The sequence below is a fragment of the Spongiactinospora gelatinilytica genome, from assembly GCF_003236385.1.
Classification (GTDB): domain Bacteria; phylum Actinomycetota; class Actinomycetes; order Streptosporangiales; family Streptosporangiaceae; genus Spongiactinospora; species Spongiactinospora gelatinilytica.
The window spans coordinates 1-23,375 of sequence record NZ_POUA01000076.1 but is presented as its reverse complement, the minus strand read 5'-3'; the positions used below and the strand labels follow the sequence as shown (position 1 = coordinate 23,375).

Below are 23,375 nucleotides of genomic sequence, written 5' to 3'. Positions count from 1 at the left end.
GGCTTGGGCCTGGGGGCGGGCGTGACGGTGACCGTCACGGTGACGGTGACCTCGGGCGCCGGTGCGGGTCCCGGTGGTGGCGGCGGCTCCGTGGTCGGACCAGGCTCAGGCTCGGGCTGAGGCTCAGGCTCAGGCTGCGGTACCGGCTCGGGCTCGGGTTCCGGCTCTGGTTCCGGCTCCGCGGGGGAGTGGCTGATCGGCGGGGAGGGCTCGGTACCCGTCAGGGCCGCGTGGACGTCGATCCGCGGCGTGGTGACCGTACCGTAGACGACCTTGCGCCCCGCGGCCTTCAGCCGTTCCACCAGGTCCGCTCCCGTGGAGTCGGGGAACTTCTGCCGCAGCAGCGCCAGCGCCCCCGCCGCGTGCGGGGCCGACATCGAGGTGCCGCTGTAGGCCGTGTAGGTGTCATCGGGCACCGCCGAGGTCACCTCCACCCCGGGCGCGAACAGGTCCACCAGCGCCCCCTGGTTGGAGAACGGCGCGATGGCGTCGGCGTCGTCCGTCGCGCCCACGGTCACCGCCGAGGAGATGCACCCGGGAAACCCCGCGCCCTCGAACGACTCGTTGCCCGCCGCCGCCACCGTCGGCACCCCCTGCCCGAGCAGCGCGTCGATCTGCGGCTTGAGGCCCCGCCCCTCCTCGGTGTCGTCGCAGGCGGTGCCGGACAGCCCGCCGCCGAGGCTCAGGTTCACCGCCGCGATCCGGTGCGCGGTGGCGAGCGTGCCGAGGTGGTCGAACGCCAGCCGCAGGCTGGACTCGAAGGCGAGCAGGCAGGCCGCCGGGATTCCGCAGGTCTCCTGGTCATGGACCTTGCTGAAGACCTGGACGGCGACCAGGTTCGCGCCAGGCGCGACCCCCGGCCCCGGCGCCCCGGCCGCCGCCGCGCCCACCGCGATCCCGGCCACGTGGGTGCCGTGGTCGCACAAGTTCACGCCGCCGTCCAGACACCTGGCGGTCTCGGCGTCGGCCGCGCCCGGCCCGATCTGGGTGTCCTCCCCGTTGGGGCAGAGCGATTCGAGCTGCAGGCCCTCCTCGCCGGTCGCCGAGAAGCACGCCTCCGCGACGATCCTGCCGGCGAGCGCCGGATGGTCGCGGTCCACCCCGCTGTCCAGCACCGCCACGGACGTACCCGTGCCCTGCACGCCTTCGGCGTGCGCCCGGTCGGCCCCGATGACCTTGACCGTCTCGGCCAGGGCGGGCGGGTAGGCGTGGTCCTTGTGGATCGAGAGCACCCGCGGGTCGTCCGCGAGGCTCCGCAACGCCTCGGCGCCGGCCGTGACGACGATGAACGGGCGTTCGCTGGGCGCCGGCCGCAGTACCACGTCGGCGCGTTCCGCGCCCGGGGCGCGCTCGGCCTGCTCCGCGAGGGGCGCGGCGGCGGCCGGATCGCGCAACTCCACGATCGCCCGGACCGGCCGGGCCGCGGCTTCGGCGCGCAGGCCCATCTCGATCTTGGGTTCTGCCGGGGGATCGGCGGCCATCGCGGGGGCGGCGGGCAATAGCGCGAGCAGGAGCGAACAGACGGCCACGCGTCGGAACCGCACACTTCCTCCGGGGGCAAGGAGGCACATAGCCCGCTAGCGCAACTATAACCAACAGTTGCCCGGACTACGTCCTTTCCAGGTGTTTGTGCCATATGCCCCGGCCGCAAATCATGGCAAACCCTTTCTAACCGGACACCCTCTGGGCCCGCCTCACCCTCGCCGACCAGGCCGATGGAAACAGAATGGAGACACCGCGCCAAGCAATCAGGCCTCCTGCACCCCGGCCGGCTCCTCGCCCTGCACCAGCATGAGAACCCGCTCCGCTGCCTCGTCCAGCACTGCCTGACGCACCTTCATATACAGGTCCCGGGTGATCTGCGTGTTCGCATGCCCCAGCCCGACCGAGGCCACCTTGATGTCCAGCCCGGCCTCCAGCATCAACGTGGCCGCCGTGTGCCGCGCCGGAGCGGGTGATGGATCATGCGTGCCGGTGTGACGTGCTGATCCTTCACGATCTCGGCGCGGAGAAGGTCACCGAGTGGTCGCTGGAGCAGCTTTATCGGCTGGTCGATGCGCGGGTTCGTAACCGGCGCGAGCTGGTGGTGACCACGAATCTGCCCTATGACGAGCGGGGGTTCGCCGACACGCCGCTGGAGCAGCGGCCGGTGAGGCCGAACCTGGTGGAGCGGTACGGGTCTCGGATCACCGAGCGGCTGTTGCATGGGGCCGTGGTGGTGCGGGTGGTGGGGGAGTCTCGGCGGAAGCCCGTTCCGTGGTAGCCCGGCGCCGTCCGGATGCCGTCTCGGCGGCCCTCATTCGGCCCGTGAGCCGCGAACGGCCCCTCCGGAGACTCCCCCCAGCCGCGACGGGTCGCGATCGAGCCGCTACGGGCTGCACAGACCTTCAGGCGTCTTCCTCGCCGGGCAAGGCGACGCCGCCGACTGGATCACCCTGCGGATACATCCCCGGCCGCGGTCGGCAGTCACCTTCGAGAACAGCCCCGCATCCGCTCACGAACAGGACAACATGACGCCATGGACCCAACCGCACCCCCGTCCGGTGTAGTACCACCCCTTCGCGAGCTGGAGGCGCTGACGGGCAAGTTCCGGCCCGGCGAGCTCATCGTCATCGCCGGCCACACCGGCGTTGGAAAGAGCATCCTGGCGCTGGACGTCGTCCGCAAAGCCGCGATCCGCGACAGGCTTCCGACACTCATGTTCACCTGCGGAGAGTCCACCGAAGAGATCGCCGAGAAGATCCTGTCCGCCGAAAGCGGCATCCCGCGCCGGAACCTCGCGCTGCGAGAACTGTCCGAAGCGGATCTGCAGCGCGTACAGCGAACTGCGGACTCTCTGCGCTCCATGCCACTGACCTTCATCTCGCCGGCCGCCTGTTCCCTGGAAGAGATCCGGTCCACGCTGGCCAGGCCGTCGAACCGCGGGCTGCGGCTCCTGGTGATCGACTACGTGCAGCTCGTCCAGTTCGGTGACCCGCCGCAATGGAGTCCCGACGCACCCGGATTCACCGCCGGGCTGAAGCGGCTGGCGCGGACCTTCGACATGCCGATCGTGGCCGTGTCGCAGATGAAGGGGCCCGGGGACGAAGAATGCGAGCGTCGGCTAAGGCGGGGACAGGCTCCAGTGCTGGGTGATATCCCTGCGGGGCTGCGGGGGGACGCCGACGTGGTGATCCTCGTGCATCGCCGGGCTCACGGCAATCCGGAGTCTCCACACACCGGTGAGACCGAGATCATCGTGGCGAAGAATCGGCAGGGGCGGACGGGGACGGTGACCGCAGCGTTTCTGGGGCATTATGCCCGGATTGCGAATATGGCGCGGTGGGATGCTCCGGCGGCTTCATAACGTACCCAGATGCCGCGATTATGTTGCGTTGTTCGGATGTGCATGAGCGTGAGCCGCCGTGGGCCAGGAGATTCGGTTACGGTCGTATTCCAGGGCACTATGCCCTGAGAACCAATTTCGTGACGGGGGAATGAGCGCCGCCGGGGGAATGGCGGCACGGGCGAGAAGGAGCTCGCCTATTCGGCCCTGAAATGGCCCCTGGGCGCCGAACGCCCCTATGGCAATTCCCTTTCATCGGCGGGCGGCGAGCGGGGCCCAGCGGCGCGTACAGCCGCTCCCGGGGGCGCATGGGCGGAGACGCTGGAGGCGTGGCGCTGTGGACCCGGGGCGCGGTAAATTCCCTCTGTCACACGGTGCGGGCCAGGCCGGGGTACCCCCGCCTGGCCGCCGCCCCGCCATGGCCGGGACGGCGGCGACGGCATCGCCGAGGCGCCTGCGTTGCTCAGGTACCGCACATGGCCGTACCGATGCTGGTCACCTCGAAATTGCCTGCCATCTAGTCTTTCGTCACGATGTTCACGCTGATGATCTGCCTGCTGAAGGGGATGTACACGACGGACGTGCCGCCGACGGGCGCCCACTCGCCGTACCACACTCCAGACTCGGGCATTTGCGGGTTGGGGTGCTTCCAGGCCACGGCGATCAGGTGGTAGCCGGTGCCGCTCGCACAGTAGCTGGTGTACCCACCGCCGCCGGGTGCGCTGCCGATGGAGCAGTCGCTGGGCACGGCGTGTGCCGGTGCGGCCGTGCCGGTGATGACCGTGGCGGTGATGAGTGCTCCGCCGAAGAGGGTGGCGGCGACCTTTCGCATTTTCATGATCCGACCTTTCCGGGTGGGCGGTGCTGCTTCGCCTGCGATTAGGAAAGTTTCCTAATGGAAACGTAGCCGGACGGATCTGGCCGTCAAGACAGGCGCTGCGGCCAGATCTGGCCAAGGCCGCGATCGAGCCGGCGGCTTCGCGCGCCGCGGTCCATCACGTCGACGCGGCCCGGTACACCGACGATCTGGGATTCGACGTCGACGTGTGGAAGGCGCCTCCGTGCGGCTGATGCGTGAGGCGGGGGGAGCCGATCCGGTGGTGATCGGCGCCTGCTTTTCGGGGGGTCAGCAGGGGCCGGATCTTGTCGGTGGCCCCCTCTACCGTTGCGGTTGACCGAGCAAAGACCGAGCGAGGAGGGGCACCCGCGATGAGCGCCAGGAAGAACACCCGCGTCCAGACCGTCCCGGCCTCCCGGCAGGGCCGGGCGCTCGCCGAGCGGCGCCGTGGGGCGACGCCAGGCACTGGTCGCTGTTGGCGACCTCGATCTGCCGGTCGGCCGCTCCGGTGCCCGCGGGCTCCAGCCGGAACCGGTCGGTCTGGTTGCCGCCCTTCTCGCCGCAGTAGTCGTCGTGGACCTCCCCGGCGCGTACGCCCATGCAGCCCGGACCCAGCTTCGGGTGCTGCGTGAGGATCTTGTACGTGCCGTCGCCCAGTGGCTGCACGAGCCGCCTCGGAAAGACGTCGGCGCAGGGAAGCTGCCGGATCCTGCCGTCCGTGCCCTTGGACGCCGACAGGCAGCGGTCGCTGCCGGGAAACCTCATGCGGTAGTAGCCCGCCGCGAGCGGCGCGCCGGTCCCGGCCCGCTCCGCCGGTGGCGATGGCGGCGTCGGTGTCTGTGCCCGGGTCAGCTCTCGCTGGGCCGGGCCTCCGGTCGGTAACAGCAGCAGGACGGCCGTGACGGCGATCATCGAAAGCCAGTACGTCCACTTCCTGGGGGGCAGGTGCCAGTTCCTGGAGGGCAGGTACCAGAAGTCCGCGTTACCGGAGGTCACGGGCTCAGCGCCCGCGCTCGGCGGCGGCTCGCCCATCGCCAGCCGGGTACGCGCGCTTCGCCATGACGCGGCCTGTTCCTCACTACAGCCGCAGGCGAGCACGAACGCCACGAGGAGTTCGTCCCGCGGCAGGGTGCTGCGGTGGAGTACGCCCACCAGCGTGCTGTGCGGCAACGACCGGCCCGCCGCGGCCGCCCGTGCCTCCAGGTTCCGGAACGTCAGCCCTGACCACGCCCTGAGCCGCCGCATCTGCGCGACGAACTCCACAGGCGTCCTCGCCTCTTGCGGATCTGGACAATTTGCAGAATGGGGGTGCATGGCCCCTAATCCTCGCCAAACCCTCAGCCCATCTGCCAGGCCCACCGTTCCGCCCGGACGGTGCGGCGAAGCCCTGACGCCCCTGCCCGCATGCCGCCGGTGACGGCCGGGAGAATCCAGGCGAGGCGTGAGCGACCAACGTCGAGCCGGAGATCGGGCCCGAAACGGCCTTGCCAGGGGTAAAGAAGGCTGTCAGCGCAGGTGGGTCGGCCTGGCCACCAGGAGCGAGCAAGATGCCGCCGCTATTACGGACTGCATACATATGTGCAAAAAGAACCGGTCTGCTCTATATCCAGACGAGAGGTGGGTGGCAAGATTCTGATGCTGTGACCATGCGCAACCTTGAGGAGCTTGCGTGCAAACCACCCTGTCCGCGATCTCAGACTTCGTCTGGGGACCGTTCCTGCTGATCCCTCTCCTCCTGCTGACGGGCCTCTATCTCACGATCGTGCTGCGCGGCATACAGTTCCACAAGCTCTTCCACGCCTTGTGGCTCGCGCTCGTCCGGCGCCATGAGCCGGGTGGCGAGGGTGACATCACCCACTACCAGGCCCTGGCGACGGCGCTGGCGGCGACCGTGGGCGTCGGCAACATCGCCGGCGTGGCCACCGCCGTCCACCTCGGCGGCCCGGGCGCCATCTTCTGGATGTGGGTGACGGGCCTCGTCGGCATGGCCACGAAGTACTCCGAGGCGTTCCTCGGCGTGCGCTTCCGGCGTGCCGACGCCAGGGGCGAGCAGAGCGGCGGCCCGATGTTCTACCTGACCTATGGCGTGGGCGGGAAGTTCGGAGCCACCTTGGGCGTCCTGTTCGCCGTCTTCGGCGCGCTAGCGGCGTTCGGCATCGGCAACATGGTGCAGTCCAACAGTGTGGCCGACGCGCTCCACTCCCAGTGGGGCATTCCCATGTGGCTGACAGGTGCGATCATCACGGTGCTGGCCGCCATCGTCATCCTGGGCGGCATCAAGAGCATCGGCGCTGTCACCAGCGCGTTCGTCCCTGTGATGATCGTTCTTTACATCCTCGGCGCGCTGTGGATCATCATCGCCAACATCGGGAACCTGCCGGGGGCGCTTGCTACGATCGTCACTGATGCCTTCACCGGCACCGCCGCGACCGGTGGGTTCGTCGGCTCGACGGTCTTGCTGGCGATCCGATACGGCGTGGCCCGTGGCATCTTCTCCAACGAGTCGGGCCTGGGCACCGGGGGCATCGCCGCGGCGGCGGCCAAGACGAACGAGCCGGTGCGGCAGGCGCTCGTGTCGATGACCCAGACCTTCATCGACACGCTAGTCGTGGTCAGCATGACCGGCCTGGCCATCGTCGTCACCGGCGCCTGGCGCAGCGGCGAGAACGGCGCCCCGCTGACCACCCTGGCCTTCAGCCACGGCCTTCCCGGCCAATGGGGCGGCGTCGTGGTCACGATCGGCCTGGTGTTCTTCGCCTTCTCCACGCTGCTGGGCTGGGCGTACTACGGTGAGCGCTGCATGGACCGGCTCTTCGGCCGAGTGGCGGTGACACCATACCGGCTGTTGTTCATCGCGCTCATCTTCGTCGGCACGGTGCTGGAGCTACAGACTGTGTGGACGTTCTCCGACATCATGAACGGGCTCATGGCTCTGCCGAACCTCATCGGCCTGCTCATGCTCTCCGGCCTGGTGGTCCGGGAGACTCGTGCCTACTTCAACCGTCCCGACTGGGAGAAGATACCCACCGCCTGAACCCCGATGAGAACGGCGAGCCGCAGACCGTGGCTCGCCGTTCGGCCGCCTGCCGCCTGACTGCCGACTGTGGCGGCTGCGGACGCGGGGTGCGGGGCGGCGCGCGGCGATCCGGGGCAGCGTAACCTTCACCGATGTGCGGTTCTCGAATGGAAGGATCGATTTTTCTGCCGATTTTTGCGGTGGTCGGGCGACCTTTCGTCGCCCGTACTTCTCTGGGAGCCTGATCTCATTTGACTCCGCCGCTTTTCGGGGCGGCTCTGTGGTTTTGGGGGAGGCATGCGACTGGTCGGTGCCGCCGATCCAAGCCCGGCGGCCCGATCGGTGAAACGGTCTCGTGCGTCGGAACAGGTGACCGTGCCCTGCTGCTCACGCCGACGGAGGCCACCGCGCTGCGCGCCGCCGAGAGGGCACGCCAGGACGCCAAGCGGCGGGCGTGGGAACAAACGCCGCGGGGCAGCGCCAAAAGCTCGTCGAAGTACTTGAGAAGGCGCTCGCCACCGAGGAGCACGCCCGCGCGCGAACCCTGGATGAGGAAGCATCGTGGGGACCGGCGGTGGAAGCGGGTAACGCCAGCGCCGACGCCGAGCGGGCACTGGCCGAGTTCGATCGGGAGCACCCGGAACTCGTGGCCGAACTGGAGGCGGAGCGGCAACAGCGTGAGCAGGAGGCGCTCGACCGCGCCTGGACCAGCTAGCCCACCTGACCTCGCGCACGACGAAAGTCCCCGCCCATCCTGGGAAGGCTACCGATGCCGCTTGCCGCCGCACGGTGACACGCCCAAGATGGTACAACACGCCCTAACAGACCCAGCGCCGACTAACGCATCCAACGCATCCCAGGGGCGGTGACCTGCAAATTCAACGCCCACAAACACAGCCAACGCCAGCAAACGCCGAATTGGCAGACACATAGTCCACTATGGAGTCTAAAGCTGATCTTCCCCCGGAGAGAAGGGCGAAAGGTACATAAGACCGTGTCCGTATGGCCCGGCATGACCCGGCATGAGTGGACGCGCCCCGACATGGCTCGACCCCCCGCCGCGTGACGCTGACGGAGGGCCGAGCGATCAGATAGTAGTGCAGCCGGTCACGTCACCTCATCGGCGGGCCCCGGGTGGCGCAGCCAGACCGCGCCGAGCGGCGGCACGCGCAGCCGGGCCGAGTACTCCAGGCCGTGGTGGGGGAACTCGACCGCCCGCACATCGCCCAGGTTCCCGACACCGCTGCCCGCGTACTCGTAGGCGTCGGTGTTCAGGATCTCCTCCCACTGTCCCCCGTACGGCAGGCCCAGCCGGTAGTCGTCGTGCGGAGACCCCGAGAAGTTCGCGACGCAGGCCAGCGCCGACCCGTCGCGCGCGTACCGCAGGAACGAGAACGTGTTCCCCGGTGCGTCGTCGGCGTCGATCCAGCGGAACGCCTCGGGGGCGGCGTCCTGCTCCCACAGCGCCGGAGTGTCGCGGTAGATCCGGTTGAGGTCGCGGACCAGCAGTTGTGCCCCCTTGTGGACGTCGAAGTCGAGCACCCACCAGTCCAGGCCGCGCTCCTCCGACCACTCCGAACCCTGTCCGAACTCCCCACCCATGAACAGCAACTGCTTGCCCGGATGCGCCCACATGAACGCCAGCAGCGCCCGCAGGTTGGCGAACCGCTGCCACTCGTCGCCGGGCATCTTGCCCAGCAGCGACCCCTTCCCGTGGACGACCTCGTCGTGGGAGAGCGGCAGCACGAAGTTCTCCGAGAACGCGTACATCAGGGAGAAGGTCATCTGATGATGGTGGTACTGCCGGAAGATCGGCTCGTGCCGCAGGTACGCGAGCGTGTCGTGCATCCAGCCCATGTTCCACTTGAAGCCGAACCCGAGCCCGCCCAGATACGCCGGACGCGACACCCCCGGCCACGCCGTGGACTCCTCGGCGATCGTCACGATCCCCGGGGCCTCGCGGTAGCAGACGGAGTTCATCTCCTTGAGGAACTCCACCGCGTCCAGGTTCTCCCGGCCGCCGTGGATGTTGGGGGTCCACTCGCCCTCGCGGCGGGAGTAGTCCAGGTAGAGCATCGAGGCGACCGCGTCGACCCGCAGGCCGTCCACATGGAACTCCTTCAGCCAGTACAACGCGTTGGCCACCAGGAAGTTACGCACCTCGGGACGCCCGTAGTCGAAGACGTACGTGCCCCAGTCGGGGTGCTCGCCCCGGAAGGGGTCGGCGTGCTCGTAGAGGGGCGTGCCGTCGAACCTGGCCAGCGCCCAGTCGTCCATCGGGAAATGCGCGGGCACCCAGTCCAGGAGCACCCCGATCCCGGCGCGGTGCAGTTCGTCCACCAGGTGCCGGAAGTCGTCGGGCGAGCCGAACCGCGCCGTCGGCGCGTAGTACGACGTCACCTGGTACCCCCACGACGGACCGAACGGATGCTCGGCCACCGGCAGGAACTCCACGTGCGTGAACCCCATGTCCCGGACGTACTCCACCAGCTGCACGGCCAGCTCGCGATAGGACAATCCGGGCCGCCACGACCCCAGGTGGACCTCGTAGACGCTCATCGGCTCGGCGAGCGTCCGCCGGGACGGCCGTTCGCGCATCCACCGGTCATCGCGCCAGGAGTAGGCCGAGCCGTCCACCACGGAGGCGGTCGCGGGCGGGCACTCGGTACGGCGGGCCATCGGGTCGGCCTTCATCCGCCACACGCCGTCCACCCCGAGGACCGCGAACTTGTACCGCTCGCCCGCCGCCACGTCCGGCACGAACAGCTCCCACACCCCGGACCGCCCGAGGGACCGCATCGGGTGCCCCGAACCGTCCCAGTGGTTGAGATCGCCGACGACCCGCACCCCGCGCGCGTTCGGCGCCCACACCGAGAACGCGGTGCCGTCCTCGTCGTTGTGCCGCATCACCCGCGCGCCGAGGACCTCCCACAGCCGCTCGTGCCGGCCCTCCCCGATCAGGTGCAGGTCCACCTCGCCGAGCGTCGGCCAGTGCCGGTAGGGGTCGCCGCTCTCGTACGGCTCGCCGTCCGGATACTTCACGCTCAGCCGATACGGCGGGATCTTGTCCAGGCCGCCCACCACGACCTCGAACACCCCGTGCGCCACATGCCGCATGGCATGCCGCGCACCGCCCTCCAGCACCACCTCGACCTGCTCCGCCAACGGCCGCAGCGTCCTGAACGTCACCCCACCGGGGCCGGGGTGAGCCCCGAGGATGGAATGGGGATCGTGGTGCGCGCCACCCGCCAGCCGGTCAAGCTCCGTGTTGTCCCGCATGCTCTAACCCTGCCCGAGCGAGGGGATTCAACCCACGTTTCCCCGTGACGTCTAAGGAAAGATCTGCATGTCCGGCGGGTTACTTCGTCACCTTCGCGGTGGACGCCGCTCCGATCTTTCGTACGGCGGGGCTCTGGGACGCCGAGGCCGCATGCGTATCAATCGCCACGGACGTCACATCATCATCACCCTTCGAGATCCATTAGTAACTCTACGAAGGAGTGGGGCGAGGAGACAATAGCCACGAACGCAGGCGGTCGCGGTCATCGGGCGCGCCTTCATCGCGATGTCGGGCGAAGGAGAGAGCAATGGCCACTTACAACACCGAGATTCACACGGGCGGTGGCGGCTGGCAGCAGGACCGGCCGCTGACCATCAGTATCGCCAACCGCAATGGCGTCGTCCCGGACGACGGCCGGCCTTCGACGGGCACCACGGTCACCTGGAGCGGTGACGAGGGCAACGGCTCGGTGACCTTCTTCGACGGGGGCAGCAGGTTCGAGGGAACGGCCCGATTCCCTGGTGAGGGGCCGGTCGAGTACCGGGGCCGGATCGCTTAGTGATCGATGACCCGGGCCGGTTCGCGTTCGACGGGAGACGCGAACCGGCCCGGGGCATGAAATCGACCGGCGGCCGGGTGGTGGACGGCGGTTCCCTGGGTCTGCGGCGACGCTCCTGCGACGCCTGGGTCGCGGTGCCGCGACGCGCTCGATGTCATCCTGTTGCCTCCTGGCGGGTCGAGCTGACCAGGGAAGGTGCCGGATGCCCAGTCACGAGAAGGTGCGCCTGCCGAAGCGCGCCAACGCCCAACTGAAGACCTGGCACCTCCTGCGCAAACTCCGCTGCTGCCCGCGCCGCGCAGGTCAACTCGTCAAGGCCATCCTCGTACTACAACTCCGCGAAACCCGGTGAAAAGGGCTCAGTGCACGACTTGATGGCGGTGTTCGACGGGGGCACTCTCACCGAACGGTTCACCCATATCACCGAGTCCTTCACCAACATCCTGGGCATGGACATCATGGACCCGAGGAAGCAGGCGCAGATCGACGATTTCATCGCACAGGCGGGGTTGAACCTCGCGTTCCTGGAGGCTCGGCGAGAGGAAATGCGCGCGGCCGGAATGACCCCGGAGACCGTCGAGCGGAGGCGGTTGCCACGTGCGATGGCACCGATCCCCGAGGGTTCCGATGTCGTGCATCAACGTGATTCGAGAGATCGGCGTACCGATTCGAGCAGTCGCGAACTCGGCCTGACTCCGGCCGAGACCGGATTCAGGTTGAGCGCCCGCCAGGTGCGAATGCAGCGCAGAATCGACCCTGACTGGAACAGAGACAAGGCTCTTGCGGTGGCTCGCGGGTTCGAAGGAATGGATGATGAAGGAGAGCAACGAGTGGGTCCAGGCAGCCGAGGATGCCGCGTACCGGCGCTACTTCTGCGGTCACCACCGGCAGGACGTGTACGACACCTACCAGATCGGCGCCGAGCCGGAGGATCTCTATCCGGCTTTTCGCGACTGGGTATGCGCCGGACACCCCGATTTCCCGCTCCCCGCCACCCTCGATGCGGTGCGGCTCGGCCCGGCCACCGACTGGGACGCGCTGGTGGCCAGGGCGATCTTCCGGCCCCCGTTCGAACCGCCCGGTGTCGCACTGGACGCGGTCTGGATCACGAGCCTGTACCGCCTTCTCGGGGATGAACGAACGCTGCTGAGCCGGGCCGTCGCGCGCCTCCTGGACTCCGATGACCCGCTTCTCGTACGCGGCGCCTATGACTTCTTCTACAACGAGCGGGACGCGGCGGGCGCCGAACAGGTGGCCGGGTCCGTGGCCAGCGGCCGGGACCGGTTGAGCTCCGTTCCGGATCCCGACCGGCCCGCGTCCTCACTGCTCGACTATGCGGCAGTGCTGCTGCACGAGCGCGTACTGGTCGTGGACGAGGCCGGCGACCTGGCCGACCGGCCCGCGTTGGGTGTGGCCAGGGAACTCGCACTCGCCGGCATCGGCCCCAGGCACACACCACGGACGTTCGGCGAACACGACCCTGACTGGCTCGCGGCCCATGCGGCCGACCTCGCCCGGGCGAACGGCAAATGGGTCACCTCGCTGGTCCGTGCCGCCATGCGCATGGCCCCGAAAATGCGAGAACGCGTCCTGCGAGAGCTGACCGAGGTCGCTCCCGAGCGGGTGCGGACGGCGATCCAGCATCTGTGACGCGGGTCCATGGCCTCTCAGGAAAAGGCGGCCAGGGGGATCGGCAGCCAGGTGGGGCGGTTGCGGGCCTCGTACACCACCTCGTACACCGCCTTGCCCAGCTCCAGTGCTCGTAGCAGGGCGGCCTCCTCGGCGCCCAGGTGGCGGCCGGCGCCCTCGGAGTAGCCCGCCAGGAAGGATGCGCGGTTGCGGGCCGCCCATTCCTGGGCGCGGCCCTCCAGGGAGACCGCGTCGGGGTGGTCGGCGAGCATGTGGCGGGCGGCGTAGTCGAAGGAGCGGAGCATTCCGGCGACGTCGCGCAGCGGTGAGGACAGCGCGCGCCGTTCGGTCAGCGGCTGGCCCGGCTCGCCCTCGAAGTCGAGCACGATCCAGTCGGTGGGGGTGCGCATGACCTGGCCGAGGTGGTAGTCGCCGTGTATGCGCTGGACCGGTACCGGGCCGGTGATGCCGGCCAGGTCGTTGTAGGCGTCGTGGGCGACGCCGGCGCACCCGTCGAGCGCGGGGACCTCGGCGATGGCGTTGTCCAGGCGGCGCCGCAGCATTTCGGCCATCCGCTTCACGTCGGAAGGTTCGACCACCCCGGTGGGGAAGGCCGCGGCCAGCTCGCGGTGGACGTGGGCGGTGGCCGTGCCGAGCCGGTACGCCTCGGCGGCGAAGTCGCCGCCGACCTGGTCCGCGCCGACCCCGGGCAGGGACGCGTAGAGGTCGCGGACGCTGGTCAGGGCCAGAGCCCAGCCGTCGTTCGCGACGCTCAGGTACTCCTGCATGATCGCCAGCGTGGTCGGCTCGCCGTCCAGGTCGGTCTCGATCCAGCCGTACGGCGTGGCGATGTGCGCCGAACCGCGCCTGGCCAGCGCCGTGACGATCTCCAGTTCGGGATTGACGCCGGGCGTGAGGCGGCGGAACAGCTTGCAGATGTAGGCGTCCCCGAACACCAGTGAGGTGTTGGACTGCTCGGCCCCGATCACCAGGCTGCGCGCACCGACGTCGATGTCGACGCCCGTCATGTGCCGGAAGCGCAGCCGCGACTCGCCGCTACCTAGGTCGGCGTCGTCCGCCATGGCGCGCAGCAGCGCGCCGGTGATCTCGGAGTCGTGGGCCGCGTCGTAGGTGTCGGGGCCGATCTGTACGTGTTTGAGGCGGGTCGGGATGTCCGCCGAGCGTCCCAGCAGGATCTGGTAGCGCTCCAGGGTCTCGCCCTGCCGGACGGCGACGATCAGGTGGCTCATGCCAGGGGCCACCTCGACCTCGGATTCGACGGTGACTTCTTCGATGGCATGCCCTTTCCCGGCGAACCACCGTTGCCGGGCGATCCAGCCGGAGAGCAGTTCCTCGAAGGTGTTCGTCACGTCGCCGTCGCAGGTCCTTCCTCACAGGAGCGGGATGGGGTCTTGTCCGATGAGACGGGCGGGAGGGTGAACCAGTAGAACCCATGCCCAGGGAGCGTCAGAAGATACGGAAGCTCGCCGATTGCCGGGAACGGAACCCCTCCCATGCATTCCACCGGGACCGACCGCTCGAATCTCCGCAGGTCGAGTTCGACCGGCTGCGGGAATCTCGACAGGTTGTTCACGCAGAGGACGCGGTCGTCGCCCAGTTCCCGGACGAAGGCGAGCACGCTGGGGTTGGAGGAGTTGAGTTCGGTGAACGCGCCGAGCCCGAAAACCGGGTGGCGCTTGCGGATCTCGATCATCCGCTTGGTCCAGTGCAGCAGCGAGCCGGGATTCTTCTGCTGGGCCTCGACGTTGATCGCCTGGAAGCCGTAGATCGGGTCCATGATGACCGGCAGATACAGCCGGCCGGGGTCGCAGTCGGAAAAGCCCGCGTTGCGGTCGGGGGTCCACTGCATGGGGGTGCGGACTCCGTCGCGGTCGCCGAGCCAGATGTTGTCGCCCATGCCGATCTCGTCGCCGTAGTAGAGCACGGGCGAGCCGGGCAGCGAGAGCAGCAGGGCGGTGAACAGCTCGATCTGGTCGCGGTCGTTCTCCAGCAGGGGGGCCAGCCGGCGGCGGATGCCGACGTTCGCCCGCATGCGCGGGTCTTTGGCGTACTCGGCGTACATGTAGTCGCGTTCTTCGTCCGTGACCATTTCGAGGGTCAGCTCGTCGTGGTTGCGGAGGAAGATCCCCCAGTGGCAGTTCTCTGGGATCTTGGGGGTCTGTGCCAGGATCTCGGAGATCGGGTACCGCGACTCGCGGCGCACCGCCATGAAGATGCGCGGCATCAGCGGGAAGTGGAACGCCATATGGCACTCATCGCCGCCGGTCACCGGGTCGCCGAAGTACTCCACCACATCGCTGGGCCACTGGTTGGCCTCGGCCAGGAGCACCCGGTCGGGGTAGAGGCGGTCGACCTCGGTGCGGATGCGCTTGAGGTAGGCGTGGGTGGCCGGGAGGTTCTCGCAGTTGGTGCCGTCCGACTCGAACAGGTACGGGACGGCGTCCAGCCGGAACCCGTCGATGCCGAGGTCCAGCCAGAACCGCAGCACCTCCAGCATGGCGTCCTGGACGTCGGGGTTTTCGAAGTTGAGGTCCGGCTGGTGGGAGAAGAACCGGTGCCAGAAGTACTGGCCGCGGACCGGATCGTAGGTCCAGTTGGACGTCTCGGTGTCCACGAAGATGATCCGGGCGTCAGGGTAGCGGTCGTCGGTGTCGGACCAGACGTAGAAGTCGCCGAACGGTCCGGTGGGGTCGTGCCGGGACGCCTGGAACCACGGGTGCTGGTCGCTGGTGTGGTTCATGACGAGGTCGGCGATGACCCGCATGCCCCTTTTGTGGGCCTCGTCGACGAGCTTGATGAAGTCCCCGAGGTCCCCGAAGTCCGGAAGGATCTTCATATAGTCCGAAATATCGTACCCGCCGTCGCGTAGCGGAGACTCGTACAGGGGAAGCAGCCAGAGGCAGTCCACGCCTAGCCACTGGAGATAGTCGAGTTTCGCGGTGAGCCCGCGGATGTCTCCGGTGCCGTCGCCGTTGGAATCGGCGAACCCTCTGATGAGCACCTCGTAGAAGACCGCCCGCTTGTACCAGTAAGGGTCATTCGGCTTCTCGTGGGTGAACGTGTTGGGAACGGGCTGAGGTGTCGAGCTCACCGTGGTGACTCCCCGCTTGTCTCGATCGCTCGCGGTTCCGCGGCCGGGGGCGGCCGGCGGGGCGGGCTGTTGCCTACGCTCGCTGCACCGGACCTACCTGACGGCGGCCGGTGCCGCTCGCACCGTGAAGATGTGGGCCGGCTGGATCTGCGGATCGAGACGGACGTAATTGGCCTGACGCCAGCGGTAGGACTCGCCGGACAGCTCGTCGTCCACGACGAACTCGGCCTGCGGGTCAAGACCGAGGGCTGGCAGATCCAGGAACACGGTCGCCTCGCGGGTGTTGTGCGGATCCAGGTTGACGACCGCCAGCACGACATCGCCCATGCCGTGCCGGCGCGCGCCGGACGCGTCGTAGGCGCCGCCCTGCCGCTCCGCGGGCAACCGCTTGGAGAAGCAGACGATGTCTGACTGATCGACGTTGTGAAACCGTAGGTTACGCAATTCTTGCAGGGCCGGATGAGCTCTTCTGAACAAATTCAGCTGCGTGATGAACGGAGCGAGACTACGGCCTTCACGCTCGGCATTCACCCAATCGCGTGGTTTGTATTGATATTTCTCACTATCCAGGTACTCCTCGCTACCGGGGCGAACCGGGACATTTTCCGCAAGCTCATATCCGGCGTACACACCCCACGTTGGCCCCATCAGCGCCGCCAGCACCGCCCGGATCTTGAACGCGGGCACTCCGCCGTGCTGAAGGTACTCGTGCAAGATGTCCGGCGTGTTGACGAACAGATTCGGCCGCAAGAAGTGCGAGGTCTCCCTGGACAGCTCGGTGAGGTATTCCTCCACCTCCACCCGCGAGTTGCGCCAGGTGAAGTAGGTGTAGGACTGGTGGAACCCGATCTTGGCGAGGGTCTGCATCATCGCCGGGCGGGTGAACGCCTCCGACAGGAACAGCACGTCGGGATCGGTGGAGTGAATGTCGGCCAGCAGCCGCTCCCAGAAGCTCACCGGCTTGGTGTGCGGGTTGTCCACCCGGAAGATCCGCACGCCGTGGTCCATCCACAGCCGCATCACCCGTCTGACCTCGGCGTATATCCCCTCTGGGTCGTTGTCGAAGTTGAGCGGGTAGATGTCCTGGTACTTCTTCGGCGGGTTCTCCGCGTAGGCGATCGTGCCGTCCGCGCGGACGTTGAACCACTCCGGGTGCTCCTTGACCCACGGGTGGTCGGGGGAGCACTGGAGGGCCAGGTCGATCGCGACCTCCATGCCCAGCTCGCGGGTGCGCTGGACGAAGGCATCGAAATCCGCGAAATCCCCCAGGTCGGGGTGGATCGCGTCGTGGCCGCCGCGCTCGGAGCCGATGGCCCAGGGCGATCCCGGGTCGTAGGGCTCGGGGTGCAGGGTGTTGTTCCTGCCCTTGCGGTGGGCGAGCCCGATGGGGTGGACGGGGGGCAGGTAGACGACGTCGAAGCCCATGGCGGCGATGGCGGGGAGCCGCTTGCTCGCCGTACGGAAATTTCCGGACTTGGGGGCGGTGGCGTCGTCCACGATCGCGCCCTCGGAGCGCGGGAAGAACTCATACCACGAACCGAACAGCGCCCTGCGCCGGTGCACCAGGATCTCGTGCTCGTCCGACACGGTCACCAGGTCGCGCAGCGGATGGGCGGCGAGCAGCGCGGCGGTCTGCGGAAGCTGCGCCACCGAGAGCCGCGCCCTCGGGTCGAGATCCTCATCCCGCAGCCGGGCCGCGATCTCCTGGAGCGCGGCGCGGTGGCCGCAGGCGCGCTCGCCGGAGCCGGGCGCACCGAGGCCCGCACCGCCGCGACCCGCGCCGACGGCGACCGGCTCGGCCCTGGCCGCGGGCGTGTTCGCGCCGTGGCAGTCGGCCGGTCGTACGGCCTTGGCCGCCCGCTCGAACAGCCGCGCGCCCTCCTCGCACATCAGGTCCACGTCGAGACCCCGGGGGATCTTGATGGCGGCGTCGTGCAGCCAGGTGGCGATCGGATCGCCCCACGCCTGGACGCGGAAATGCCAAAGGCCCTCATCGGGCAGCGTCACCTGGACACCCCAGCGGTCGGTGCCGGGCGCCAGCTCCCGCATCGGCAGCAACGGCCCGCGCGCTCCCGCGGGATCGGTCAGCACCACTCCGGCCGCGACCGCGTCATGGCCCTCGCGGAACACCGTCGCCGCCAGGTCGAAGGTCTCGCCCGCGGCGGCCTTGGCCGGCCGCCGGCCGTAGTCGACCACCGGGTGGATGTCCAGTATGGGGATTCGTCCAATCATCGCGTCTCAAGGTAGCGACGGCACACTCGGTGCCGCCGGGGATTGTCCGGAAGGAAGGATCCTTCTCTGGTCATGGCCCGGGCATGCGTCGGCATGCGCCGCGACATTGATGTCCTGGTGGCGCCCGGGAAGAGTCGGTGGTTCATCCAAGGACGTGCCCCAATCACCCGGCTTCATGCCTCCCGGAGAAAGAGTCATGAAGTCTTCCTCTCGGGCGAGTTGCCCCAGCACGGCAGGTCCGGGGACGATCCGGGAGGCCCGGTACGACAAGGCGCTGAGCAGGAATTCCGCTTTGAAATGTTTTGCCGCTGAGTAAGGGGAGACGGTTGAGAGGCATGTGCCCAGCACGGGTGTTTCGGTCGCGCAGTACGTCGAAGAGTAACTAGGGTCTGGCAGCGTGAGAGCAATCCGCAGGTTCACCGTACGCACCGTCCTCCCTGGCGAGCTCGCCGCGCTCGGCGAGCTGGTCCACAACCTTCGCTGGTCGTGGCACCCGGAGACGCTGGACCTCTTCGCCGACGTGGACCCCGACACCTGGGAGCGCGTCGGGGGCGACCCGGTCGCGCTGCTCGGCGCGGTCGAGGCCGAGCGGCTCCAGCAGCTCACCGGCGACCGGCGCTTCCTGCGCCGGCTCGCCGATGCCGCAGACGACCTGCGGGAGTACATGACGGCACCGCGCTGGTACCAGACCATCCCCGGTGCCCCCTCTGCCATCGCGTACTTCTCCCCGGAGTACGGCATAGCCGCGGCGCTCCCGCAGTATTCGGGCGGACTCGGCATCCTGGCCGGCGACCACCTCAAGACCGCGAGCGACCTCGGTGTCCCCATTCTCGCCGTCGGGCTGCTCTATCGGCATGGCTATTTCAGCCAGACCTTGTCCCCCGAAGGCTGGCAACTGGAGCACTATCCGAGCCTGGACCCGGGCGGGCTCCCGCTCACCCTGCTCAAGGACGCCGACGGCGTGCCCGCGCGCGTCCGCATCGGCCTTCCACAGGACCGCACCATGCACGCGCAGATCTGGGTGGCCCAGGTCGGGCGCGTCCCGCTGCTGCTGCTCGACTCCGACGTGGCCGAGAACGACAACGCCGCCCGCGACATCACCGACCGCCTCTACGGCGGCGGCACCGACCACCGCCTCATGCAGGAACTGCTGCTCGGCGTCGGCGGCGTGCGGGCCATCCGCCAGTACTGCCGCATCACCGGACACGCTGAGCCCGAGGTCTTCCACACCAACGAGGGACACGCCGGGTTCCTCGGCCTGGAGCGCATCCGCGAGCTGACCGAGAGCCGCCTGTCCTTCGACGAGGCCCTTGAGGCGGTCCGCGCCGGCACGGTCTTCACCACCCACACGCCGGTGCCGGCCGGGATCGACCGGTTCCCGGCCGACATGATCGCCCGGCAGTTCGGCGGCGACAACGCCTGGCCCACCGTCCCGGTGGAGCGCATCCTGGCCCTCGGCGCCGAGCCCGCCCCGGCCGGGCAGGAGCACGAGCCCGGGCGCGGGATGTTCAACATGGCGGTCATGGGCATGCGGCTGGCCCAGCGGGTCAACGGCGTGTCGCGGCTGCACGGCGAGGTCAGCAGGGAGATGTTCCAGGGTCTTTGGCCGGGTTTCGACCTCGATGACGTACCGGTCGGTTCGATCACGAACGGCGTACACGCCCCCACCTGGGTCGGCCGGGAGCTGATGGAGCTGGCCGGCCGCGAACTCCCCTCCTTGGTGGACAGCTCCCAGGGCTGGAACAGCGTCCAGAAGATCACCGACAAGGACATCTGGGAGATCAGGGGCACGCTGCGAACCCGGCTCGTACACGCGGCCCGGCGGCGGCTGCGCGCCTCCTGGGTGGACCGGGGGGCCTCGGTCGCCGAGCTGGGCTGGATCGACGACGCCCTCGACCCTGACGTCCTGACCATCGGCTTCGCCCGCCGGGTGCCCTCCTACAAGCGGCTCACGCTGATGCTGAAGGACCCTGCGCGGCTGCGCGAACTGCTGCTGCATCCCGAGCGTCCGGTGCAGATCGTGATCGCCGGCAAGGCGCATCCGGCCGACGAGGGCGGCAAGAAGCTGATCCAGCAGATCGTGAAGTTCGCCGACGCCGAGGACGTCCGGCACCGCATCGTCTTTCTGCCCGACTACGACATGAACCTCGGACGGCTCTTGGTTCAGGGCTGCGACGTGTGGATGAACAACCCGCTGCGCCCGCTGGAGGCGTGCGGGACCAGCGGCATGAAGGCCGCCCTGAACGGCGGGCTCAACCTGTCCATCCGGGACGGCTGGTGGGACGAGTGGTACGACGGCACCAACGGCTGGGCCATCCCCACCGCCGACGGCGTCGCCGACCCCGACCGCCGCGACGAACTGGAGGCCGCCGGCCTGTACGACCTGATCGAGCACGAGGTCGCCGACCGCTTCTACGACCGGGCCGCCGACGGACTGCCCCGGCGATGGCTGGAGATGGTCAAGCACACGCTGGCCTCGCTCGGCCCCAAGGTGCTGGCCGGGCGGATGCTCCGCGACTACGTGATCGATCTCTATGCCCCCGCCGCCGCCTCGGCGCGGGCCCTCGCCGCCGACGACCACGCCGCCGCCAAGGGCTTCGCCGCCTGGAAGCTGCGGGTGACCCAGGCGTGGCCGGGGGTCCGGGTCGAGCACGTGGAGGCCGCCGGGCTGGGCGACACGCCTGAGGTCGGCGCCACGCTGGAGCTGCGGGCCACCATCGCGCTCGGCGAACTCGAACCGGGAGATGTCCGCGTCCAGGCCGCGTACGGCAAGGTCGGCCTGCACGACGAACTCGTCGGCCCCGACTTCGCCGACTTCGCGATCGACTCGGTGAGCGACGACGGCAGGGCGCACTTCACCGGGGCCATCCCGCTGGACCGCACCGGGGCCTTCGGCTACACCATCCGCGTGGTGCCCGCGCATCCGCTGATGGACTCACCGGCGGAGCTGGGGCTGGTCGCGGTGCCGGAGGCGCCGGCGGGCATGACGAACGGCACGCTCCGGTAGCCGGGCGCGGGCGGTAGGCTGCCCTCTCACACGGTGTTGATCAGGTAACCGGCACACTTCCGGCACACCAGAGGGCGGCCATGGACGACGAAACCACCCGGCCCGGTGAGGGGCCTCCGGTCGAGACGCTGGTCGCCACGGTACGGGGGGTGCTGCCGTCGCTGACCCCGGCGGCCCAGACGGTCGCCCGGCTGATCCTCGACGACCCGGGCATGGTCGCGCGCAGCACCATCACCGAGTTGAGCGCGGCCTCCGGCACCAGCGAGGCCACGATCGTGCGGACCGCCCGCGTCCTCGGCTTCGCCGGATATCCCCAGCTCAGGCTGGCCCTTGCGGCCGCCTCCGCGACCCGTCCGGCCGAGCGGCTGGTGCCCGGCGACCTCGCGCCCGACGATCCGCTGTCGGAGGTGATCGTCAAGGTCTCCCGTGCGGAGTCCGAGGCCATCGAGGACACCGTCGCCCAGCTCACCGCCGAACGCCTCGGCCTCGTCGTCGAGACCGTCGCGGCGGCCCGCCGCGTCGATGTCTACGGCGTGGGCGCGTCGGGCCTGGTCGCCACCGACATGGCGCAGAAGCTGCTGCGCATCGGCATGACGAGCAACGCGTTCACCGACGCGCATCTGGCGCTGACCAGTTCGGTACTCCTGCGCGCGGGCGACGTGGCGGTCGGCATCAGCACCTCGGGGGAGACGCCCGACGTCCTCGGCCCGCTGCGCAACGCGCGCGACGCGGGGGCGGCCACGGTGGCGATCACCAACAATCCGCGCAGCTCGATCGCCCAGGTCGCCGACCATGTGCTGATCTCGGCGGGGCGCGAGACCGCCTTCCGGCCGGGCGCGCTGGCCAGCCGGATCAGTCAGTTGCTGGTGGTGGACTGTGTGTTCGTCGGGGTGGCGCAGCGCACCTTCGACTCCTCGCAGCGGGCGCTCCAGGCGACGCGCAACGCGATCGGCGACTTCCTGCGTTCGGGGCGTACCAAGCCTTAAGGACTCTGCGGTGGCTTATGGTAAGCTTGCCGATACGAAGAGTGAGTATTGACGGTTTTCTTCAGTGCATTGATTCCTTGGGAAATTTCTGTCATCTTCCGCTAGAGCCCCTTTTCCTTTGACCCCCGTTCGACCCCCAGGGAGCCAGGCCATGGCCATGGATCGCCGAGTCCTGCTGCGCGGCCTCGCGGCCTCCGCTGCGGCGGGACCGCTCGCGTCGTTGTTCGCCCTGCCTTCGGAGGCGGCCGTGCCGATGATCGCACCCACCGCGGCGCCGCTGCGGCAGATGCGCGGCATGTGGATCGCGTCCGTGGTCAACATCAACTGGCCGTCCAAGCCCGGCCTGAGCCCCGACCAGCAGCGCGCCGAGTTCCGGGCCTGGCTCGACCTGGCGGTGGCGCGCCGGCTCAACTCGGTGTTCGTCCAGATCAGGCCGGCCGCCGACGCGTTCTGGCCGTCGCCGCACGAGCCGTGGTCGGAATACCTCACCGGCACGCAGGGCAAAGATCCCGGCTATGACCCGCTCGGTTTCGCGGTGGCCGAGGCGCACAAGCGCGGGCTCGCGTTCCACGGGTGGTTCAACCCCTACCGGGTCTCGATGCAGGGTGACCCGGCCAAGCTGCACCCCGACCACCCCGGCAGACGGCACCCCGAGTGGATCGTCGCCTACGGCGGGCGGCTCTACTACAACCCGGGCCTGCCCGAGGTCCGGGCCTTCGTGCAAGACGCCATGATGGACGCGGTCACCCGCTACGACCTCGACGGCCTCCACTTCGACGACTACTTCTACCCGGTCAACACCCCGGCCTTCGACGACAGCGCGGCCTTCGCCAAGTACGGCGCGGGGTTCCCCGAGCTCGCCGCCTGGCGGCGCGACAACGTCGACCTGCTGGTGCGCGAGATGCAGCAGCGGGTGCGGGCGGCCAAACCCGAGGTCGCCTGGGGGATCAGCCCGTCCGGCATCTGGCGCAACAAGGGCACCGACCCGCTCGGCTCCGACACCAACGGCAGCCAGTCCTACGACAACCTGCACGCCGACACCCGGGGCTGGGTGAAGAAGGGCCTGCTCGACTACATCGCGCCGCAGATCTACTGGAACATCGGGTTCGCCGTCGCCGACTACGCCAAGCTCGCGCCCTGGTGGGCCGATGTGGCGACCGGCACCGGGGTGCAGTTGTGGATCGGCCAGGCCGCCTACAAGGTCGCGGCGACCGGGCAGCCCGCGCCGTGGTTCGAGCCCGGTGAGCTGTCCGCGCACCTCACCCTCAACCGGGGCCTTCCGGCGATCGGCGGCGACATCTGGTACAACGCGGCCGACGTGCGCGCCGACCGCATCGGCTCGATCACCAAGGTCGTCGCCGACCACTACCCGGCCCCGGTGCTGCCGCCCC

At 68.9% G+C, this 23,375-nt stretch carries 18 protein-coding genes and 1 pseudogene; 10 read left to right on the top strand and 9 right to left on the bottom strand.

All coding sequences use genetic code 11. The features are described 5' to 3' along the window. On the bottom strand, positions 1 to 1,544 hold a 1,544-nt coding region (locus C1I98_RS12520; RefSeq protein ID WP_158558006.1), incomplete at its 3' end, for a S8 family peptidase. Between the two features lie 204 nt (positions 1,545 to 1,748). After that, positions 1,749 to 1,925, bottom strand: a complete 177-nt coding sequence (locus C1I98_RS12515; RefSeq protein WP_368773525.1) for a hypothetical protein — start codon at positions 1,923 to 1,925, stop codon at positions 1,749 to 1,751. 56 nt (positions 1,926 to 1,981) lie between these two features. On the opposite strand from C1I98_RS12515, the gene C1I98_RS12510 reads away from it, so the two are divergent. After that, on the top strand, positions 1,982 to 2,263 hold the full coding sequence (locus tag C1I98_RS12510) for a P-loop NTPase family protein (RefSeq protein ID WP_158558005.1): 282 nt from the start codon (positions 1,982 to 1,984) through the stop codon (positions 2,261 to 2,263). Positions 2,264 to 2,518: 255 nt separating this feature from the next. Next, a complete protein-coding gene (locus tag C1I98_RS12505) occupies positions 2,519 to 3,346 on the top strand; it encodes a DnaB-like helicase C-terminal domain-containing protein (protein ID WP_111167336.1) in 828 nt (275 codons plus the stop codon). A 496-nt stretch (positions 3,347 to 3,842) separates the two neighbouring features. On the opposite strand, the gene C1I98_RS12500 is transcribed toward C1I98_RS12505, so the two are convergent. Both C1I98_RS12500 and C1I98_RS12495 read right to left on the bottom strand, forming a co-directional pair. Further along, entirely contained in the window at positions 3,843 to 4,163 is a 321-nt protein-coding gene (locus C1I98_RS12500; RefSeq protein ID WP_146607396.1) for a hypothetical protein, read from the bottom strand. A 321-nt stretch (positions 4,164 to 4,484) separates the two neighbouring features. Beyond that, positions 4,485 to 5,426, bottom strand: coding sequence for an RICIN domain-containing protein (locus C1I98_RS12495; RefSeq protein WP_111167334.1), 942 nt, complete (start codon positions 5,424 to 5,426; stop codon positions 4,485 to 4,487). Positions 5,427 to 5,832: 406 nt separating this feature from the next. Between C1I98_RS12495 and C1I98_RS12490 the strand changes: the two genes are divergently transcribed. Beyond that, positions 5,833 to 7,197, top strand: a complete 1,365-nt coding sequence (locus tag C1I98_RS12490; RefSeq protein ID WP_111167333.1) for an alanine/glycine:cation symporter family protein — start codon at positions 5,833 to 5,835, stop codon at positions 7,195 to 7,197. A gap of 436 nt (positions 7,198 to 7,633) precedes the next feature. Continuing rightward, a complete protein-coding gene (locus tag C1I98_RS40440; RefSeq protein ID WP_146607395.1) occupies positions 7,634 to 7,894 on the top strand; it encodes a hypothetical protein in 261 nt (86 codons plus the stop codon). Between the two features lie 392 nt (positions 7,895 to 8,286). Here the strand turns inward: C1I98_RS40440 and glgB are convergent, their stop codons facing one another. Further along, the gene (gene glgB, locus C1I98_RS12485) at positions 8,287 to 10,458 is read right to left on the bottom strand and encodes a 1,4-alpha-glucan branching protein GlgB (RefSeq protein ID WP_111167332.1); all 2,172 of its coding nucleotides are present in this window, start codon (positions 10,456 to 10,458) and stop codon (positions 8,287 to 8,289) included. 308 nt (positions 10,459 to 10,766) lie between these two features. On the opposite strand from glgB, the gene C1I98_RS12480 reads away from it, so the two are divergent. Then, the gene (locus C1I98_RS12480) at positions 10,767 to 11,018 is read left to right on the top strand and encodes a hypothetical protein (protein ID WP_111167331.1); all 252 of its coding nucleotides are present in this window, start codon (positions 10,767 to 10,769) and stop codon (positions 11,016 to 11,018) included. Positions 11,019 to 11,247: 229 nt separating this feature from the next. Next, positions 11,248 to 11,370: pseudogene (locus C1I98_RS12475) on the top strand (IS5/IS1182 family transposase); the annotation flags it as partial. A gap of 7 nt (positions 11,371 to 11,377) precedes the next feature. Here C1I98_RS12475 and C1I98_RS40435 read toward each other — a convergent pair. Continuing rightward, complete coding sequence (locus C1I98_RS40435; RefSeq protein WP_146607394.1) at positions 11,378 to 11,845, bottom strand: hypothetical protein; 468 nt, start codon at positions 11,843 to 11,845, stop codon at positions 11,378 to 11,380. On the opposite strand from C1I98_RS40435, the gene C1I98_RS12470 reads away from it, so the two are divergent. Beyond that, entirely contained in the window at positions 11,832 to 12,668 is an 837-nt protein-coding gene (locus C1I98_RS12470; RefSeq protein WP_146607393.1) for a hypothetical protein, read from the top strand. The genes C1I98_RS40435 and C1I98_RS12470 overlap by 14 nt on opposite strands. A 17-nt stretch (positions 12,669 to 12,685) precedes the next feature. On the opposite strand, the gene C1I98_RS12465 is transcribed toward C1I98_RS12470, so the two are convergent. The 3 genes from C1I98_RS12465 to C1I98_RS12455 all read right to left on the bottom strand — a co-directional run bounded on the left by C1I98_RS12465 (position 12,686) and on the right by C1I98_RS12455 (position 17,991). After that, entirely contained in the window at positions 12,686 to 14,017 is a 1,332-nt protein-coding gene (locus C1I98_RS12465; RefSeq protein ID WP_111167329.1) for a maltokinase N-terminal cap-like domain-containing protein, read from the bottom strand. Further along, the gene (gene treS, locus C1I98_RS12460) at positions 14,014 to 15,759 is read right to left on the bottom strand and encodes a maltose alpha-D-glucosyltransferase (RefSeq protein ID WP_111167328.1); all 1,746 of its coding nucleotides are present in this window, start codon (positions 15,757 to 15,759) and stop codon (positions 14,014 to 14,016) included. The genes C1I98_RS12465 and treS overlap by 4 nt, the downstream gene beginning before the upstream one ends. 93 nt (positions 15,760 to 15,852) lie before the next feature. Continuing rightward, a complete protein-coding gene (locus C1I98_RS12455; RefSeq protein ID WP_111167327.1) occupies positions 15,853 to 17,991 on the bottom strand; it encodes an alpha-1,4-glucan--maltose-1-phosphate maltosyltransferase in 2,139 nt (712 codons plus the stop codon). 397 nt (positions 17,992 to 18,388) lie between these two features. Between C1I98_RS12455 and glgP the strand changes: the two genes are divergently transcribed. The 3 genes from glgP to C1I98_RS12440 all read left to right on the top strand — a co-directional run. Continuing rightward, positions 18,389 to 20,998 carry an alpha-glucan family phosphorylase gene (glgP, locus tag C1I98_RS12450; RefSeq protein WP_111167326.1) on the top strand — a complete coding sequence of 870 codons (2,610 nt, stop codon included), beginning with the start codon at positions 18,389 to 18,391 and terminating at the stop codon, positions 20,996 to 20,998. 80 nt (positions 20,999 to 21,078) lie between these two features. After that, entirely contained in the window at positions 21,079 to 21,984 is a 906-nt protein-coding gene (locus C1I98_RS12445) for a MurR/RpiR family transcriptional regulator (RefSeq protein ID WP_111167325.1), read from the top strand. A 151-nt stretch (positions 21,985 to 22,135) separates the two neighbouring features. Next, a partial coding sequence (locus tag C1I98_RS12440; protein ID WP_199536896.1) for a glycoside hydrolase family 10-like protein occupies positions 22,136 to 23,375 on the top strand: 1,240 nt, incomplete at its 3' end.

Excerpts from the sequence above, each read along its gene's own strand:
- C1I98_RS12480 (WP_111167331.1), top strand. The coding sequence starts at position 10,767 with ATGGCCACTTACAACACCGAGATTCACACGGGCGGTGGCGGCTGGCAG.
- C1I98_RS12445 (WP_111167325.1), top strand. The coding sequence starts at position 21,079 with ATGGACGACGAAACCACCCGGCCCGGTGAGGGGCCTCCGGTCGAGACG.
- C1I98_RS12470 (WP_146607393.1), top strand. The coding sequence starts at position 11,832 with ATGAAGGAGAGCAACGAGTGGGTCCAGGCAGCCGAGGATGCCGCGTAC.
- C1I98_RS12505 (WP_111167336.1), top strand. The coding sequence starts at position 2,519 with ATGGACCCAACCGCACCCCCGTCCGGTGTAGTACCACCCCTTCGCGAG.
- C1I98_RS12500 (WP_146607396.1), bottom strand. The coding sequence starts at position 4,163 with ATGAAAATGCGAAAGGTCGCCGCCACCCTCTTCGGCGGAGCACTCATC.
- C1I98_RS12455 (WP_111167327.1), bottom strand. The coding sequence starts at position 17,991 with ATGATTGGACGAATCCCCATACTGGACATCCACCCGGTGGTCGACTAC.
- glgB (WP_111167332.1), bottom strand. The coding sequence starts at position 10,458 with ATGCGGGACAACACGGAGCTTGACCGGCTGGCGGGTGGCGCGCACCAC.